This is a genomic window from Streptomyces sp. NPDC058045 (assembly GCF_042885635.1).
In the GTDB taxonomy this organism is placed as follows: Bacteria; Actinomycetota; Actinomycetes; order Streptomycetales; family Streptomycetaceae; genus Streptomyces.
The window spans coordinates 17,493-31,511 of the sequence record NZ_JBHVRR010000057.1; the positions used below are offsets into that span (position 1 = coordinate 17,493).

Sequence of the window (14,019 nt, forward strand, 5' to 3'; positions counted from 1 at the left end):
CACTCGCATGTTCGTATGGTGCACGCAATGTAGAGTCGGCGATCCCGCGGGGTCAAGAGGTGGGGGAGAGCGGAGGCAGGGGCGGCCGGGGAAAGGCGGTGCCCTAAAGTGAGCGCATGAGCGGAAGTGCCCACGGCGCCGTGGAGGAGAGCGTTCCGGACAGCTCAGGGACCAAGCGCCCCAGCCAGCCGCCCGCCCAGACCCTGGTCAGAGGGCTGGCCGTGCTGCGCACCGTCGCCGAATTCCCCCAGGGTGTGACCGTCACCGAGATCGCCCAGCGCACCGGGCTGCACCGGACGGTGGTCCACCGGCTGGTCAACACCCTTGCCACCGAAGGCTTTGTGGCCAGGACCGCGGACGGCTCCTACGCACCCGGCCGGGAGCTGCGCGTCCTGGCCAACCGCGCCAAACCCACCCTGGTCGAGTTCATCCAGCCGTCCCTCCAGCTCCTGGCCGACCGGTACGGCGGGACGGCGATCCTCGCCTTCGCGGAGCCGGACAGCATCCTCGCGGTGGCCACCGCGACCCCGCTCAACGCCGACTACCACCTCGCCTACCGCAAGGGCAGCCGCCACCCCCTGGACCGCGGCGCCGCACCCGACGCCATCCGGGCCGGCCGGGCCGCCGCCGAGGACGATCCGCCCGAGGTCCGCCAGACCCGGCGGCGCGGCTGGACGGTCAGCCATGGCGCGGTGGAACCCGGGGCGCACGCGGTCGCGGCTCCGCTGGCCAGGAACGGGGATGCCCCGGAGGCGTGTGTGATGTTCGTCTCGCATCGCAGCGACAGCATCGCGGAGGCCACCCCCGAGGTGGTCGCCGTCGCCGAGCGCGCCCGCGCCTTCCACCTGGGCTCCGAGGAGTAGGGCACCTCTTCGCGCTCTTGGCGGCGGAGGCCGGCGGAGGTCAGGGCGTGGGCGGGGTCACCGAGGTGAGGTAGGTGGCCGCTTCGGTCCCGGTGTTGAGGTAGCGGTGGGGGCGGGCGGCGTCGAAGGTGAGCGCTTCACCGGCCCGGAGTTCGTACCGCTGGTCGGCGAGGTGCACGGTGACGGTGCCGCTGACGATGTAGGCGCACTCGACCGCGACATGGTTCCACTGCTCCTCGCTGGAGGACTGGCCGGGCTCAAGTGTGCCGAGCAGGACCTCCAGTTGACCGTTGCTCGGGGTCAGGCGCTCGTACTGGACCAGGCCCTTCGGCATCATCAGCCGGGCGCGTTCGCCGGGGCGGCTGTGGTGGGCGGTGAGCGGGGACTGGCCGTTGAAGAGGGCCGCGGTGGACGGGCCGAAGACGGTGCTCAGGGCGCGCAGGGTCTTCAGGCTCGGCTCCCGGAGGCCCCGCTCCACCTGGCTGAGCAGGGTCGCCGACAGTCCGGTCTGCGCCGCGAGGTCGCGCAGGCTCAGGCCCGCTTCGGTTCTGAGGGTGCGTAGCTGATCTCCCATCACGTCCTCAGACTAGCCGAGCAGCGCACACTCTTGTGCACGAATATGCACGCACACTCTCCGAGCCCTACTTCACAGGATCCATATTTTACCTGTTCAGCAAGGTATTGACAGGTGCGCCCCGTTCACTGTTGTGTACCCCCGTAAATAAACGTACTGCCCCCGAGGCCATGGAGAGAGGTGCACCGCCATGAGCGCCGACCGGCAACTGGTGTTTCGCGGAGGAAGACCACTGGCGTTCCTGCCTGTTCTGGTCTTCCTCGCGTTCTGCGTGGTCTTCTTCGTCGTCTTCAAGACGTTCGACATGACGGCACTGGCCGCGGGCGGCGTCATCGCCCTGCTGGTCGGCGCCGTGTTCGCCAAGCCGTACCCGGCCTACTGGTCCGCCGTGACCCGGGGCATCGGCTCCCCCACCGCCGTCACCATCGTGATGATCCTGTTCTGCGTGGGGCTGATGTCCGCGCTGATCAAGGAGACCAATGTGTCCGGCGGGTTCGTGTGGCTCGCCGAGTTCCTCGGTGTCGGCGGCGGCACCTTCACGCTGTTCACCTTTGTCGCGGTGTGCATCATCTCGATGTCGACGGCCTCGTCCATCGGCACCATGTTCACCGCGTTCCCGATCTTCTACCCGGCGGGCGTGCTCCTCGGGGCCCAGCCGGCGTTCCTGGCCGCGGCGATCATCTCCGGCGCGATCTTCGGTGACAACGTCGCCCCGATCTCCGACACCACCGTCATCTCCTCCTCCACACAGACCTTCCGCCGCAAGGACGGCAACGCCGACATCGCCGGAGTGGTGCGCAGCCGCGCCCGCTTCGCGTTCACCGCGGCGGTCCTCTCGGCCGCCGGTTTCTTCGCGCTGGGGGCGTCCGGCCGCTCGACCGACAGCGCGCAGTCCCAGCACCTCCTGGAGAAGGCGTCCGACCCGCTCGCCCTGGTGATGCTGGCGCCGGTGGCACTGATGCTGGTGGTGGCGCTGCGCAGCCGCAACATCTTCAAGGCCGTCACCGTCGGCCTGGTGTCCGGCATCATCACCGGTCTCGCCACCGGGCTCCTCAGCCTCCGCGGCATCGTCGGCGTCACCGACGGGGCGCCGACCGGCTTCCTGATCACCGGCGTCGGCGACATGCTCAGCGTGATCGCCCTGGTGGTGACCGTGTTCGGCATCATGGGCGTGCTGACCGAGGCCGGCATCCTCGACTGGCTGGTGAGCACACTGACCGGCAGCCGGCTGGCGCAGACCCCGCGGGGCGCGGAACTGGCGATCGGCATCGGGATCTCCGGCACCACCCTGCTGTTCGGCGGGGTCAACTCGGCCGCGATGCTCACCTTCGGGCCCGTCGCCGACGAGATCGGCGGCCGGGTCCGCCTGCACCCCTACCGGCGGGCGGTCGTCATGGACTGCTTCGCCATGGGCATCGCCGCGATCGTGCCGGTACTGAGCGCCTATCTGTTCATCGGCGCACAGCTCACCACCGGCATCAAGAACGTTCCCGCGCTGGCCACCACGGACATATTCGTCGCCATGCTCTACCCCCTGATCCTCACCGCCGTCATGATCGTCGCGGCGTTCACCGGCTGGGGCCGCCGCTTCGAGGGCGCCGACGGCGTCGAGCTGAAGGAGCCCGAGCCGGAGCGCACCCCGGCCGCGGCCTGACCCCTCCCCCGCAGATCCCCACCGGACGACTCTGGAGCCCACATGGACCGCAACACGGTCGACTGGCGCGGCTACATCCCCGCCATCACCACACCGTTCACCCGCGACGGGGCACTCGACCTCGACGCGCTGCACGTACAGGTGGCATGGCTCGCCGAGGAGGGCATCCAGGGCGCCATCCTGGCGGGGACCAGCGGCGAGTGGTTCTCCATGTCCGCGCCGGAACGCGCCGCGCTCTTCGCGGCGGGCGCCGAGCACCGCAGCGGCGCGTTCCCCGTCATCGGCTCCTGCAACGCCTTCACGCCCGACGAGGCCATCGCCCACGCCCGCGCCGCCGAGGCGGCCGGCCTCGACGGCATCCTCCTCACCCCGCCGCCGTACATCGTGCCCAACCGCAAGGAGATCGCCGCGTTCTACCGGGCGGTGAGCGACGCCACCGACATCCCGATGACCGTGTACAACTGGCCGCGCGGCTGCGTCGTCGACATGGACGTCGAACTCCTCGGTGAACTCGCGCAGTTGGAGAACGTCGTGGCGATCAAGAACTCCACGGGCGACTTCGCCGGCTTCCTCGCCGGGATGTACGCCCTGGAGAGCGAGGTGCGCTACTTCGGCCTGCCGACCAACGCGCTCGGCGCCGACCTGGCGATCCTCGGCCACGGCGACGGGCTGATGGGCACCGGCGGCATCCTCGGCCGCGACCAGGCCGACTTCTGGAACGCCGTCGACGCCGGGGACCGGGAGCGCGCGATCCGCCTCGGCCAGAAGGACCGTGTCTATATGGACGCCTGGTTCCGGCCCGACTACGGCGTCCAGTTCGGCAACCAGCAGGCCATCATCAAGACCGCGCTGCGGCTGCGCGGCCTCCCCGCCGGATTCGTCCGCTCCCCGCTGCTGGAACTCACCCCCGAGGAGGTCACCCGCGTCGAGGCGACCCTGCACCAACTCGGCATCGAGACCGTCGCCCTCGCCGATGAGTGAGCGCTACGACGTCCTGGTCGTCGGCGGGGGACTCCTCGGCTGCCTCACCGCGTGGATGGCCGCCCGCGACGGCGCCCGCGTCCTGCTCGCCGAGAAGGACCAGGTCAACCAGCACGCCTCGGGGCAGAACGCGGGCAGCCTCCACTTCCAGCTCGAATACCGGATGGTCGAGGACGGTGAGGAGGCCGCCCGGGTCGCGGCGGAGGCCATGCCGCTGCACCTGGACGCGGCCGCCATGTGGGCCCGCCTGGAGGACGAGATCGGCGAGTCCCTCGGGGTGCGCCAGACCGGCGGGCTGATGGTCGCCGAGAACGCGGACCAGGTCGGCACCCTGGAGTTCAAGGCCGAACTGGAACGCTCCTGGGGCCTGGACGTCCGCACCCTCGACCGCGCCGAACTCGACACCGTCGCGCCCTACCTCTCCCGGGACATCGTCGCGGCCAACCTCAGCGCACTGGAGGGCAAGGCCGACGCGCGGATCGCGGCGCCCGCGGTGGGCCGCGCCGCCGTCGCCGCCGGGGCGGAGGTGTGCACCCGGTCCCGGCTGACCGCCGCCGAACACGGCACGGCCGGATGGGACATCACCCTCCAGATCACGGACCGCACGGGGCGGGCGCGGGCCCGGCGGGTGCGGGCGGGCGCGGTGGTGATCGCCGCCGGGGTGTGGACGACCGAACTGGGCCAGGTCTTCGGCGCCGAACTGCCGACCGTCCCGCTCGCCCTCACCATGACGGTCACCTCGAAGGTCCCCGCCCTCATCCCCCACCTCGTGCAGCACGCGGGCGCCCGGCTGTCGCTGAAGCAGTCACTCGACAACACCGTTCTCATCGGCGGGGGTTGGCCCGCCCGGCTGATGCGGGACGCGGACGGAGCCCCGCAGTTCGACCGCAAGCACCAGCTCATCCCGCAGTCCGTCGCCGGCAACGCCCGCGCCGCCGTGACCACCGTTCCCGCCCTGGACCGGGTACCGGCCGTGCGCAGTTGGGTCGGCACCACCACCGTCGCCCCCGACCAACTCCCGCTCGTGGGCGCGGTCAACGGCGCGCCGGGCGTGTTCGTCGCCACCGGCGGATCGGCGTTCACCCTGGGCCCCAGCTTCGCGCGGGTACTGACCGGCCTGATCGGCGGGCGCCCACCGGACATCGACCTCGCCCCGTACGCCCCGGCCCGCTTCGCTGAAGGGAGCACCCCATGACCAGGAACGCGCCCTGGCGCCGCACCGCGCAGGAGCGCGGGGCGGCCGTGACGATCCTCGTGGACGGCGAACCGGTGCCCGCCCGCACCGGCGAGACCGTCGCTGCGGCCATGCTCACCGCGGGCGCCGCCTTCGAACGGGACCGTACCGGGACGCCCCGTGCCCCGCTGTGCAACATGGGGACCTGCTTCGAGTGCACCGCCACCGTCGACGGCCGGCCGCTGACCCGCACCTGCCTCGTCCCGGTGTGCGAAGGCACGGTCGTCGAGACACCGGGGAGGCTGTGATGGGCCAGACCAGGATGTTCGACCTCGCGATCGTCGGGGCCGGACCGGCGGGGATGACGGCCGCGCTCACCGCGGCCGGTCATGGACTCGATGTGGTCGTCGTGGACGAGCAGCAGCGGGCGGGCGGGCAGATCTTCCGCCAGCCGCCCGAGGCCTTCACCGGGAGCGTGCTGCACCCCACCGCCGGCTATGAGTGGGCCACCGGCCTCATCCGGCGCTTCGAGGCGGACAAGCGACTCACCACCCTCTTCGGCTGGTCCGCGATCGGCGTGCTGCACGACGACGCCCTGCCGGACGGCCTGAGTGTGGCCGTCAACCACCCCGAGGACGGCACCCGTACGCTCCTGGCGCGGCGGCTGCTGATCGCCACCGGCGCCTATGACCTGCCGGTCGCCTTCCCCGGCTGGACACTGCCGGGCGTGATGACCGCCGGCGCGGTGCAGACCCTCGTCAAGGCGCAGCGGATCGCCCCCGCCGGCGGAGTCGTCCTGGCCGGGGCCCATCCGCTGCTGCTGCTGGTGGCGGACCTGCTGGTGCGCAACGGTGTGCGGGTCAGCGAGGTCGCCTTCGCACAGAGCATCCCGACACCGGCCGCCATGCTCGGGGCGCTCGGCGCGGTCCCCGGCCATCTGCGGATGCTCGCGGAGACCGGCGGAATCCTGGCCCGGCTGGTACGCGACGGGGTGCGCGTCTCCTCCCGGACCGTGGTGACCGCCGCCCACGGCACGGACCAGGTCACCCGGGTCGAACTCGCCCGCACCGACCGCCGCTGGAAGGTCACCGGCACCCCCCGCGAGGTCGACGCCACCCATCTGGTGCTGGGCTACGGCTTCTCCGCCTCCACCGAACTCGCCCGCCAACTCGGCTGCGACCTGGTCTACGACTCCCCCAAGGGCGGCTGGATCGTCGCCCACGACGGGCGGCTGCGGACCTCCGTCCCGGAGGTCTTCGTCGCGGGCGAGCCCACCGGGGTCGCGGGCGCCGACCAGTCCCGGGCCGAGGGCGAACTCGCGGGCCTGGCCGTCGCCGCCGACCTCGGCCGTGCGGTACCGCCCGCGGAACTGGCCGCGGCGGAACGCGGTGTCCGCTCGGCGGCTCGCTTCTCCACTGTGGTGCAGCGGATGTTCGAGCCGGTCCGGGCGGCGCTCGGCGACCTCGCCGGACCGGACACCACGGTGTGCCGCTGCGAGTTGGTCACCCGCGCCACCCTGGACGACTTCCTCGAAGCCTCGCCGTTCGTCAGCGACATCAACGCGGTCAAGCTCTCCTGCCGCCCCGGTATGGGCCCCTGCCAGGGCCGTTACTGCGAGAACACCGTGGCCGCGATCCTGGCCTCGGCCCGGGACCAGCCGCCCCAGCTCGGTGGCCGCTTCTCCGCCCATCTGCCGATCAAACCGGTACCCGTCGGAGACCTCCGCACCCTCGACTCGCCACCGGACCAGACAGGAGACGGCGGCCTGTAGATCGTCGCCCTGAGTGGAGGCGCTTCGGTCTCGCGGGCGCTGCCTTCAGGGCGGTGGTGTGGGGTGGGCGAGGCCGAACCGGTAGGCGGCGATGACGAGTCCGGCGCGGTCGCGGGCTTCGAGTTTGCTCAGCAGGTGGCCGATGTGGGTCTTGACGGTCTTCTGGGAGATGGTGAGTTGATCGGCGATCTCCTTGTTGGTAAGGCCGCGGGCGACCAGCGCCAGGGTCTCGGTCTCGCGCGGAGTGAGAACGTCCGGCGCCGCGGCCCGGGGCGTGGGACCGGCGAGGTAGGTGTCGACGAACCGGTCGAGGACCTGGGGCGCGAACAGGGCCTCGCCGTCCCGGGTACGGCGGATGGCATCGGTGAGCTGATCGGGGCGGGAGTCCTTCAGTACGAAGCCGGCCGCTCCGGCTCGCAGGGCTCCGGTGAGGTACTCGTCGTGGTCGAACATGGTGAGCACCAGGACCCGGGTGTGACCGAGGGCGGGGTCGGTGGTGATGCTCCGGGTCGCGGTGATGCCGTCGGCGCCGGGCATCCGGATGTCCATGAGCACTACGTCCGGGGCGAGTTGACGGGCAGCCACAAGGGCCTCCTCGCCGTCGCCCGCGTGCCCGGTGACCGACAGATCGGGTTCGGCGTCGATGATCCGGGCGAGGCTGTGCCGCAGCAGAGGCTGGTCGTCGACGATGAGCACGGTGGTCGGGGTGCTGGTACTCGGGGTGCCGGTATTCGGAGGACTCGGGGTGGTCATGGTCGCGGTACTCATGCTCGTGGTGTTCGTGGTCGCGGTGTTCATGCTCGTGGTGGTCATGCTCGTGGTGGTCATACGGGGATCGGGTCGGGTAGGCGGGCGGCGAGGTGGAAGCCGGTACCGGTGGGCTCGGCGCGGAGTGTTCCGCCGAGATTCTCCGCGCGTTCCCGCAGCCCTATGAGGCCGTGTCCGGCGCCGGGGCGTGCGGTCCAGTGGTCGGCGGGGCCGCTGTCGTGGACGCTGACCGCGATGGTGTCGTCGTCCCGGTCCACCCGCACCACCACATGCGCGGGGCCCGCGTGCCGGGCGGTGTTGGCGAGTGCTTCGCGCACGATGGCGTGCACGGCCAGTTGGACCCCCGGGGTGACCTCGTGCAGCTTGCCGAGGCGGAGTTCGGCGTCGAGGCCATAGCGTCTTGAGGTCTCGACGAGGGCGGGGAGGTCGTCCAGTCGGGCCGCCGGGTGCAGGGGGGCCGGTGCGGGGGTCTCGTCGCGGAGCAGGCCGAGCATCCGGCGCAGTTCTCTGGTGGCCTCCCGGGAGGCGTCCTCGATATCGGCGAGCGCCGTGGCCTGCTCACTGTCCTGGCCGGTGCCGTGCTCCGTGCGGGCGGCCGCGGCGCGCAGGGTGATCAGGCCGAGGGCGTGCGAGACGAGGTCGTGGAGATCGCGGGCGACGCGGAGGCGTTCCGACTGGACGGCCTGCTGCGCCGCCCATGCGGTCAGGCGCGCCTCGAACTCGCGGCGCTGGCGGCGAGTCCGCAGCCAGGCCCAGAGGATCGTCGCCACCACCGTCACGGCCATGAGGACGAGGACATAGGGCACGGAGTCCGCCGGTCCGCCGAGTGTCAGGCTCCCCAGCGCCACCACGAACAGCACCGCACAGGCGATGGCCCAGGCGGCGGACCTCCACACGGGTCGCGGTTGCTCGTTCATGCCGCGACATTAGCGCGGTGGGCGGGGGTGTGACATCGGACCACGGTCTGACAGACCGGGGGTGTAACTGGCTTGGAAACACCGGGCCGTGGCCCGACGAGGAGCTGCCCTGAGACCTGGTTTCGTCGTCCCCGAAGCCGTCGTGCCGAGCACGGCGGAAGACACCGAGCGCAGCGGAGAAGCCGAGCCCGGCGAAGAAGCCGAGCGCTGCGGCGAAGCGGCGGAGAAGGGAAGAAGGGACGAGCGATGGTTGAGCTGGAAGTCCGGGATGTGGTGAAACGGCATCGGGGCCGGGAGGTGCTCCGCGGGGTGAGTTTCACCGCGCGGCCGGGGCGGGTCACCGGGTTCCTCGGCCCGAACGGCGCGGGGAAGTCCTCCACGCTGCGTGTCCTGCTCGGCCTGGACCGGCCCGACGCGGGGCGGGCGCTGGTCGACGGGGTGCCGTTCGCCCGCCTGTCGGATCCGGTGCGCACCATAGGGTCCGTGCTCGACGGTTCGGGGGCGCACCGTTCCCGCACGGGGCGGGCGCATCTGGGCTGGATCGCCGCGGCGGCCGGGGTTCCCCGTCGCCGGGTGGACGAGGTCCTCGATCTGGTGGGCCTGCACGACGCGGGCCGCAGACGGGTCGGGGGCTACTCCCTGGGCATGGGGCGGCGGTTGGGGCTTGCGGCGGCACTGCTGGGTGAGCCGGCCGCGCTGGTCCTGGACGAGCCGGTCAACGGCCTCGACCCGGAGGGCATCCGCTGGATTCGCACCTTCCTGCGCGAGTACGCCGACGCCGGGCACACCGTGCTGCTGTCCAGCCATCTCATGAGCGAGGCGGCGGAGACCGTCGACGATGTGGTGATCCTCGACCAGGGCCGGATCGCCGCGACGGGGTCCCTCGCCGAAGTCACCGGCTCCCACGGCACGTTGGAGAACGCGTTCTTCTCCCTGACCGGGGGAGGTGCCAGGTGAGGGCGCCGGCGGCGGAGCTCCGCAAGCTCGCCACCCTGCCGGGGGTGTGGATCGGTGCGGCGGTGGGGCTGGTGGCGCCGCCGGCGATCACGGTGATCGCGGCGCGCCAGGCCGCTTCCTACGGTGTCGGGGCCGATGCGGACGACGGGTATCAGGGGCTGGCGTTGATGGGCGTGGTCGGGGCGATCGTGATCGGTGTCCTCTCCGTCAGCAGCGAGTACCGGGCGGAGGATGCCGAGTCCGGCGGCGGTCGTCCGATCGCCACCGCACTGGTGGTGCGCCCGGGCAGGTTCGGGCTGCTCGCGGCGAAGCTGGCCGCGGTCGGGGTGGTGGTGGCGGTGCTCGCCGCTGTCGCGACGGCGGGCACGCTCACCACGTCCGCGCTCGCCTCCGATGTCCCGCTCCGGCTGCTCGATTCCGGTGAACTGGTCCGGGAGGCCGGGGTCGTCGTCTTCTGGGTGCTGACCGCCTGGATAGCGCAGGGGATCACCTTGCTGACGCGCGGCGGTGTCGTGCCGTTGGCGGTCCTCATCATCAACAGCTCGCTGGTGAGCGTCAGTTATCTCCTCTCCCGGGTGATCCCCGCCGCGAACTACCTGCCGGATGTGGCCGGTTTCAGCATGTTCATCCGCACCAGGGAGACGACCGTCGATGTGGCGCCGGCGGCCGGCGGTCTGGTGATGCTCCTCTGGACCGCCGCCGTGGTGGCTGCGGCCGCGATCGTCTTCCACCGGAGGGACGCATGACGGTACGTATCGACGGGACGCCGTCCTTCGGGCGGCTCCTGGTGTCCGAGGTGAGGAAGTTGGTGACGCTTCCCGCCGTGTGGGGCTCGCTGGCCGCCGGCGTCCTGGTCGCGGGTGGAGCCGCCTGGTTGTTCAGCGCCACCTACCGTGCGGACCCCACCGGCGGGCGGGATCTGCTCGATGTGGCGCTCGGGGCGATCGACTATGTGCAGGCCGGGTTCCTCGTCCTGGGGGTGCTCGCCATCTCCAGCGAGTACCCCGGCCCGATCCGCGTCACCCTGACGACCACACCGCGCCGCATACCCGTCCATCTGGCCAAGGCGACCGCGCTGGCGATGTGCGCTCTGCCGGTGGCCCTGGTCGCGGTCGCCACCGTGTTCGCCGTCAGCCGGGCCCTCCTCGGCGGCGAGGTCGACGTCCCGGCCCTCGGGACGACGCTCGGGCAACTCGCCTCGGCCACCGCCTATTTGGTGATCGTCGCCCTGCTCGCCTTCGCGGTGGCGACGGGGCTGCGGCGCACCGTTCCGGCGGTGTCCGCCGCCCTCGGCTACTTCTTCGTCCTCGGCCCGCTGATACGCCGGTACACCGGACTGGACTGGACCCCGGACACCGCGGGAATCGCCCTCTGGCACCCGGGTAGCGCACCGCCCGGCCTCGAAGGACCGGCCGGATGGGCCGTGTTGACCGCCTGGACCCTCGGGCTGCTGGCCATCGCGACGACGGCCTTCACCCTCCGCGACACCTGAAAGGAGATCGGCGGTATGTGGAAGAGGTGGAAGCGCCGGGCGGGATCACCGCCACCGGCCCCGGCGGCGCCGGCCCGCGCTCCGCGGCTGCGCCGGCACGGCCCAGGGGTTGTCTCCCCGGGCTCAGCCGACAGTGGTCAGCGGTGGGCTCTCCAGTTGGTCGGCCGCCGAGGTCCAGGAGTCGATGAACGGCTCGTAGGCGGTCTTGATCTCGACGCCGACAGGGAGTTCCGGGCACTCGTTCTCGCCGTTGGTGCCCCAGTTCACCCAGCCGGACTGGCGGCGCTGGACGATCTGGAACGCTCCCGAGGCATGGGAGGTCCACCAGACCATCGCCCGGCCGTGCCCTGGGTGGTACTCGACGGTCTTGGCGGCCGGTCCGGCGAACACCGTCTCGTCCGGCACCGCGGACACGTCGGCACCTTCGCGGGTCAGTGTCCACGGCCGGTCGGTCAGGTCGGCCCGGACATGCGAGGCCGCCATGACCTGGTCGAGGTGCTCTCTGATGCTGCTGTCCGGCAGGGCCTGCTCCCAGGTGCTGAACATCCGCCAGTACAGGTCCCAGTGCGCGGTGTCGAAGTCGCCGGTGAGCAGCGATCTGAACGTCTCGAACTTCTCGGTGGGCAAGGCCGCTTCGGCCAGCAGCCTGGAGACCGTGACCCTCAGCCCACCGTTCTCCTGAACGATTCGGCGGGACGCTACGTCGCCCCCCTCACCCCGGCAAGAGCCTGCACAAACTTCAGGAAACGGACGTTCGGCGGCTCGGGTGCTGCGCCGCCTACGCCTCCGGGTCGCGGAGGCCGACCGCGTCGTGGCTCCAGAAGGCCTCGGCGTAGACCAGCGTCCCGGTCATCCACGACTGGTACGCCGGGAGCCGGACGACCTGGAAGGCGGCGTCGGGGATGCGCAACGACGGCTTGCGGAAGCCGAGTTGGCCGCCGGGCGTGAAGCCGAGACGCGCGTAGTAGCCGGGATCGCCCTCCAGGAAGACGAGCGGGACGCCCCGCTCCGCGAGGATCTCCAGCCCACGCCGCACCAGCGCCGACCCGATCCCCCGCCCTTGCAGACCGGGCAACACGGCCAGCGGACTGAGGACTTGGACGTCGACCAGCCGCCGCGGCGCGTCGAGCAGGCTGCGGGTGAACATGATGTGCCCGACGACCTGCCCGCCCTCCTCGGCGACCAGCGAGAGCGTGTCCTCGGGCGCGATGGTCTCCCGCAGCGTGGCAACCACCTCCGCCACCACCGTGCCGTGGTCCCCGAACCCCCGCAGATGCACCTCCCGCACGGCCCGCTCGTCCCCCGGACGCTCCTCACGCAACTCCATCCCCGCAGGATATGAAGCCGGGCCGCCGTCCCGCATCCGGATTTCGGGCGGCGGGTAGGTCAGGCCGTGGCCAGTTGCGCGCCCTTGACGCCTGCCACGAACGACGTGAAGGCGGCGGTGTGGAGGGTCAGGGCCGGGCCACCGGGGTTCTTGGAGTCACGCACGGGAACCACGCCCCGCGAGGCAACAAGGTTCGTGGCGACCTCGACGCAGTTGCCGCCGTTGTTGCTGTACGAGGACGTGAACCAACGGGGGGATTCGGTCGCCATCGGGCGCCCCTTCCAAAGCCGTCGACCCCGCCACACCCCCAACTCGGAGGCACGGCAGGGTCGTTGGGTTGCTCGGTCGGTCAGACGGTACCCAGCTCGCCGTCCTTGACGCCCGCCACGAAGGACGAGAACGCGTCAACGTGGACGCCCAGGGCGGGGCCGCCGGGGTTCTTGGAGTCACGGACGGGAACCACGCCGCGCGAGGCGACGAGGTTGGTAGCGACCTCGACGCACTGGCCGCCGTTGTCGCTGTACGAGGACGTGAACCAACGGGGGGATTCGGTCTTCACGGGGTGCCCTTTCTCAACTGGCTGATCATGGCCACGGACTCCGCCTGGGAGAGCGCTTCGGCCTGTAGCTGATGGTAGGACGTGAGGAGACGGGTGACTGCCGTGGGTTCCCGATCGAAGTGCCCCTGGGTTTGGGCCTCCGCGTAGCACATCATGGACCGATCGGACATCGTCAGCACGGTGACCGGCAGATTGAACGTACGGCGCTCGCCCATGGCGAACGGCGCCACCTGGAGCATGGTGTTGGGCCGCGCGGCGAACTCCATCAGGTAGTCGAGTTGCGCCTTCATGACTTCGTCACCGCCGACCCACCTCCGGATGCAGCTCTCGTCCATCGCCACCATCACCATGGGTGGACGGCGCCGCTCCAGCGCGGCCTGGCGTTCGGCAAGGAACCTGACGCGCTCATTGGCGTGCTCGGGGGAGATGACTCCCCGCTGCGCTGCACTGTCGGCCAACGCCCGTGCATACTCCGGCGTCTGCAACAGGCCGGGGATGATCCCGATCTCGTACAACCGGAGCTCGACTGCCCGTCCCTCGTACCCGACGAACTCCGGGAACCCCTCCAGCAGGATTCCGTGCTTGATCTCCCGGTGCTGGCGCTCGAACTCGTCACCGGTACCGAACGCCAGATCGAGATTGCGCGAGAACCGCAAAGTCGGCATCTTGCGACCAGTTTCGATGGATGAGATGTGTGTGGCGGAGTACCCCATGTGCTCGCCGAGGTCCTCCTGCTTCCACCCCCGCTCCTCCCGTGAACTGCGCACGCGCGCACCGAACTTCGCCAGCGGAGAGCTGTCCGGGTTCAACTCCTTGAGATTCAAGGGGTGTTCACCAACTTCCCGTCCCTGCCTACCAAGTTGAACGACTCCTCAGCCTAGGCCACGCTGAATCGCCTTGGTAGTGGTTTCGCTACGGAGAGGAGTCGGCCCATGCCTGATCCGCAGACAGCGGCGCATGAGCATCACCCACCCGCACCGCC

17 protein-coding genes are annotated in these 14,019 nt (G+C 70.9%); 9 read left to right on the forward strand and 8 right to left on the reverse strand.

The genetic code is table 11. The annotated features are described in order from the left end of the window. Positions 1-116: 116 nt before the first annotated feature. On the forward strand, positions 117-863 hold the full coding sequence (locus tag ACFVST_RS25305; protein ID WP_390155877.1) for an IclR family transcriptional regulator: 747 nt from the start codon (positions 117-119) through the stop codon (positions 861-863). A 40-nt stretch (positions 864-903) separates the two neighbouring features. On the opposite strand, the gene ACFVST_RS25310 is transcribed toward ACFVST_RS25305, so the two are convergent. Beyond that, on the reverse strand, positions 904-1,437 hold the full coding sequence (locus ACFVST_RS25310; RefSeq protein WP_390155878.1) for a helix-turn-helix domain-containing protein: 534 nt from the start codon (positions 1,435-1,437) through the stop codon (positions 904-906). Positions 1,438-1,627: 190 nt separating this feature from the next. Between ACFVST_RS25310 and ACFVST_RS25315 the strand changes: the two genes are divergently transcribed. The 5 genes from ACFVST_RS25315 to ACFVST_RS25335 are packed head-to-tail and all read left to right on the forward strand — an operon-like array spanning position 1,628 to position 7,017. Further along, positions 1,628-3,091, forward strand: coding sequence for a Na+/H+ antiporter NhaC family protein (locus tag ACFVST_RS25315; RefSeq protein ID WP_390155879.1), 1,464 nt, complete (start codon positions 1,628-1,630; stop codon positions 3,089-3,091). A 42-nt stretch (positions 3,092-3,133) separates the two neighbouring features. Then, positions 3,134-4,072 carry a dihydrodipicolinate synthase family protein gene (locus ACFVST_RS25320; protein WP_390155880.1) on the forward strand — a complete coding sequence of 313 codons (939 nt, stop codon included), beginning with the start codon at positions 3,134-3,136 and terminating at the stop codon, positions 4,070-4,072. Next, on the forward strand, positions 4,065-5,267 hold the full coding sequence (locus ACFVST_RS25325; protein WP_390155881.1) for an NAD(P)/FAD-dependent oxidoreductase: 1,203 nt from the start codon (positions 4,065-4,067) through the stop codon (positions 5,265-5,267). The genes ACFVST_RS25320 and ACFVST_RS25325 overlap by 8 nt, the downstream gene beginning before the upstream one ends. Further along, entirely contained in the window at positions 5,264-5,554 is a 291-nt protein-coding gene (locus tag ACFVST_RS25330; RefSeq protein WP_390155882.1) for a 2Fe-2S iron-sulfur cluster-binding protein, read from the forward strand. Before ACFVST_RS25325 ends, ACFVST_RS25330 begins: the two co-directional genes overlap by 4 nt. Continuing rightward, a complete protein-coding gene (locus tag ACFVST_RS25335; protein WP_390155883.1) occupies positions 5,554-7,017 on the forward strand; it encodes an FAD-dependent oxidoreductase in 1,464 nt (487 codons plus the stop codon). The genes ACFVST_RS25330 and ACFVST_RS25335 overlap by 1 nt, the downstream gene beginning before the upstream one ends. Before the next feature lie 45 nt (positions 7,018-7,062). Here ACFVST_RS25335 and ACFVST_RS25340 read toward each other — a convergent pair whose 3' ends face one another. Continuing rightward, positions 7,063-7,830 carry a response regulator gene (locus ACFVST_RS25340; protein WP_390155884.1) on the reverse strand — a complete coding sequence of 256 codons (768 nt, stop codon included), beginning with the start codon at positions 7,828-7,830 and terminating at the stop codon, positions 7,063-7,065. Positions 7,831-7,841: 11 nt separating this feature from the next. Continuing rightward, a complete protein-coding gene (locus tag ACFVST_RS25345) occupies positions 7,842-8,702 on the reverse strand; it encodes a sensor histidine kinase (protein ID WP_390155885.1) in 861 nt (286 codons plus the stop codon). Between the two features lie 246 nt (positions 8,703-8,948). On the opposite strand from ACFVST_RS25345, the gene ACFVST_RS25350 reads away from it, so the two are divergent. The 3 genes from ACFVST_RS25350 to ACFVST_RS25360 are packed head-to-tail and all read left to right on the forward strand — an operon-like array spanning position 8,949 to position 11,151. Further along, positions 8,949-9,659, forward strand: coding sequence for an ABC transporter ATP-binding protein (locus tag ACFVST_RS25350; RefSeq protein WP_390155886.1), 711 nt, complete (start codon positions 8,949-8,951; stop codon positions 9,657-9,659). Continuing rightward, positions 9,656-10,405 carry a hypothetical protein gene (locus ACFVST_RS25355; protein WP_390155887.1) on the forward strand — a complete coding sequence of 250 codons (750 nt, stop codon included), beginning with the start codon at positions 9,656-9,658 and terminating at the stop codon, positions 10,403-10,405. The genes ACFVST_RS25350 and ACFVST_RS25355 overlap by 4 nt, the downstream gene beginning before the upstream one ends. Continuing rightward, on the forward strand, positions 10,402-11,151 hold the full coding sequence (locus ACFVST_RS25360) for a hypothetical protein (RefSeq protein ID WP_390155888.1): 750 nt from the start codon (positions 10,402-10,404) through the stop codon (positions 11,149-11,151). The genes ACFVST_RS25355 and ACFVST_RS25360 overlap by 4 nt, the downstream gene beginning before the upstream one ends. 123 nt (positions 11,152-11,274) lie before the next feature. Here the strand turns inward: ACFVST_RS25360 and ACFVST_RS25365 are convergent, their stop codons facing one another. The 5 genes from ACFVST_RS25365 to ACFVST_RS25385 all read right to left on the reverse strand — a co-directional run bounded on the left by ACFVST_RS25365 (position 11,275) and on the right by ACFVST_RS25385 (position 13,861). Beyond that, the gene (locus tag ACFVST_RS25365) at positions 11,275-11,778 is read right to left on the reverse strand and encodes a hypothetical protein (protein ID WP_390155889.1); all 504 of its coding nucleotides are present in this window, start codon (positions 11,776-11,778) and stop codon (positions 11,275-11,277) included. Positions 11,779-11,929: 151 nt separating this feature from the next. Then, positions 11,930-12,478 (reverse strand): GNAT family N-acetyltransferase, encoded by a 549-nt coding sequence (locus tag ACFVST_RS25370; RefSeq protein ID WP_390155890.1) that lies wholly within the window; start codon positions 12,476-12,478, stop codon positions 11,930-11,932. Positions 12,479-12,537: 59 nt separating this feature from the next. After that, positions 12,538-12,747, reverse strand: coding sequence for a DUF397 domain-containing protein (locus tag ACFVST_RS25375; protein WP_390155891.1), 210 nt, complete (start codon positions 12,745-12,747; stop codon positions 12,538-12,540). Between the two features lie 80 nt (positions 12,748-12,827). Beyond that, complete coding sequence (locus ACFVST_RS25380; protein ID WP_390155892.1) at positions 12,828-13,037, reverse strand: DUF397 domain-containing protein; 210 nt, start codon at positions 13,035-13,037, stop codon at positions 12,828-12,830. After that, positions 13,034-13,861, reverse strand: coding sequence for a Scr1 family TA system antitoxin-like transcriptional regulator (locus ACFVST_RS25385; protein WP_390155893.1), 828 nt, complete (start codon positions 13,859-13,861; stop codon positions 13,034-13,036). The genes ACFVST_RS25380 and ACFVST_RS25385 overlap by 4 nt, the downstream gene beginning before the upstream one ends. Positions 13,862-14,019 lie beyond the last annotated feature (158 nt).

Bases quoted from the DNA above. Each gene is read 5' to 3' on its own strand.
- ACFVST_RS25370 (WP_390155890.1), bottom strand. From the start codon at position 12,478: ATGGAGTTGCGTGAGGAGCGTCCGGGGGACGAGCGGGCCGTGCGGGAG.
- ACFVST_RS25305 (WP_390155877.1), top strand. From the start codon at position 117: ATGAGCGGAAGTGCCCACGGCGCCGTGGAGGAGAGCGTTCCGGACAGC.
- ACFVST_RS25360 (WP_390155888.1), top strand. From the start codon at position 10,402: ATGACGGTACGTATCGACGGGACGCCGTCCTTCGGGCGGCTCCTGGTG.
- ACFVST_RS25330 (WP_390155882.1), top strand. From the start codon at position 5,264: ATGACCAGGAACGCGCCCTGGCGCCGCACCGCGCAGGAGCGCGGGGCG.
- ACFVST_RS25335 (WP_390155883.1), top strand. From the start codon at position 5,554: ATGGGCCAGACCAGGATGTTCGACCTCGCGATCGTCGGGGCCGGACCG.
- ACFVST_RS25350 (WP_390155886.1), top strand. From the start codon at position 8,949: ATGGTTGAGCTGGAAGTCCGGGATGTGGTGAAACGGCATCGGGGCCGG.
- ACFVST_RS25320 (WP_390155880.1), top strand. From the start codon at position 3,134: ATGGACCGCAACACGGTCGACTGGCGCGGCTACATCCCCGCCATCACC.
- ACFVST_RS25325 (WP_390155881.1), top strand. From the start codon at position 4,065: ATGAGTGAGCGCTACGACGTCCTGGTCGTCGGCGGGGGACTCCTCGGC.
- ACFVST_RS25310 (WP_390155878.1), bottom strand. From the start codon at position 1,437: ATGGGAGATCAGCTACGCACCCTCAGAACCGAAGCGGGCCTGAGCCTG.
- ACFVST_RS25340 (WP_390155884.1), bottom strand. From the start codon at position 7,830: ATGACCACCACGAGCATGAACACCGCGACCACGAACACCACGAGCATG.
- ACFVST_RS25375 (WP_390155891.1), bottom strand. From the start codon at position 12,747: ATGGCGACCGAATCCCCCCGTTGGTTCACGTCCTCGTACAGCAACAAC.
- ACFVST_RS25315 (WP_390155879.1), top strand. From the start codon at position 1,628: ATGAGCGCCGACCGGCAACTGGTGTTTCGCGGAGGAAGACCACTGGCG.
- ACFVST_RS25345 (WP_390155885.1), bottom strand. From the start codon at position 8,702: ATGAACGAGCAACCGCGACCCGTGTGGAGGTCCGCCGCCTGGGCCATC.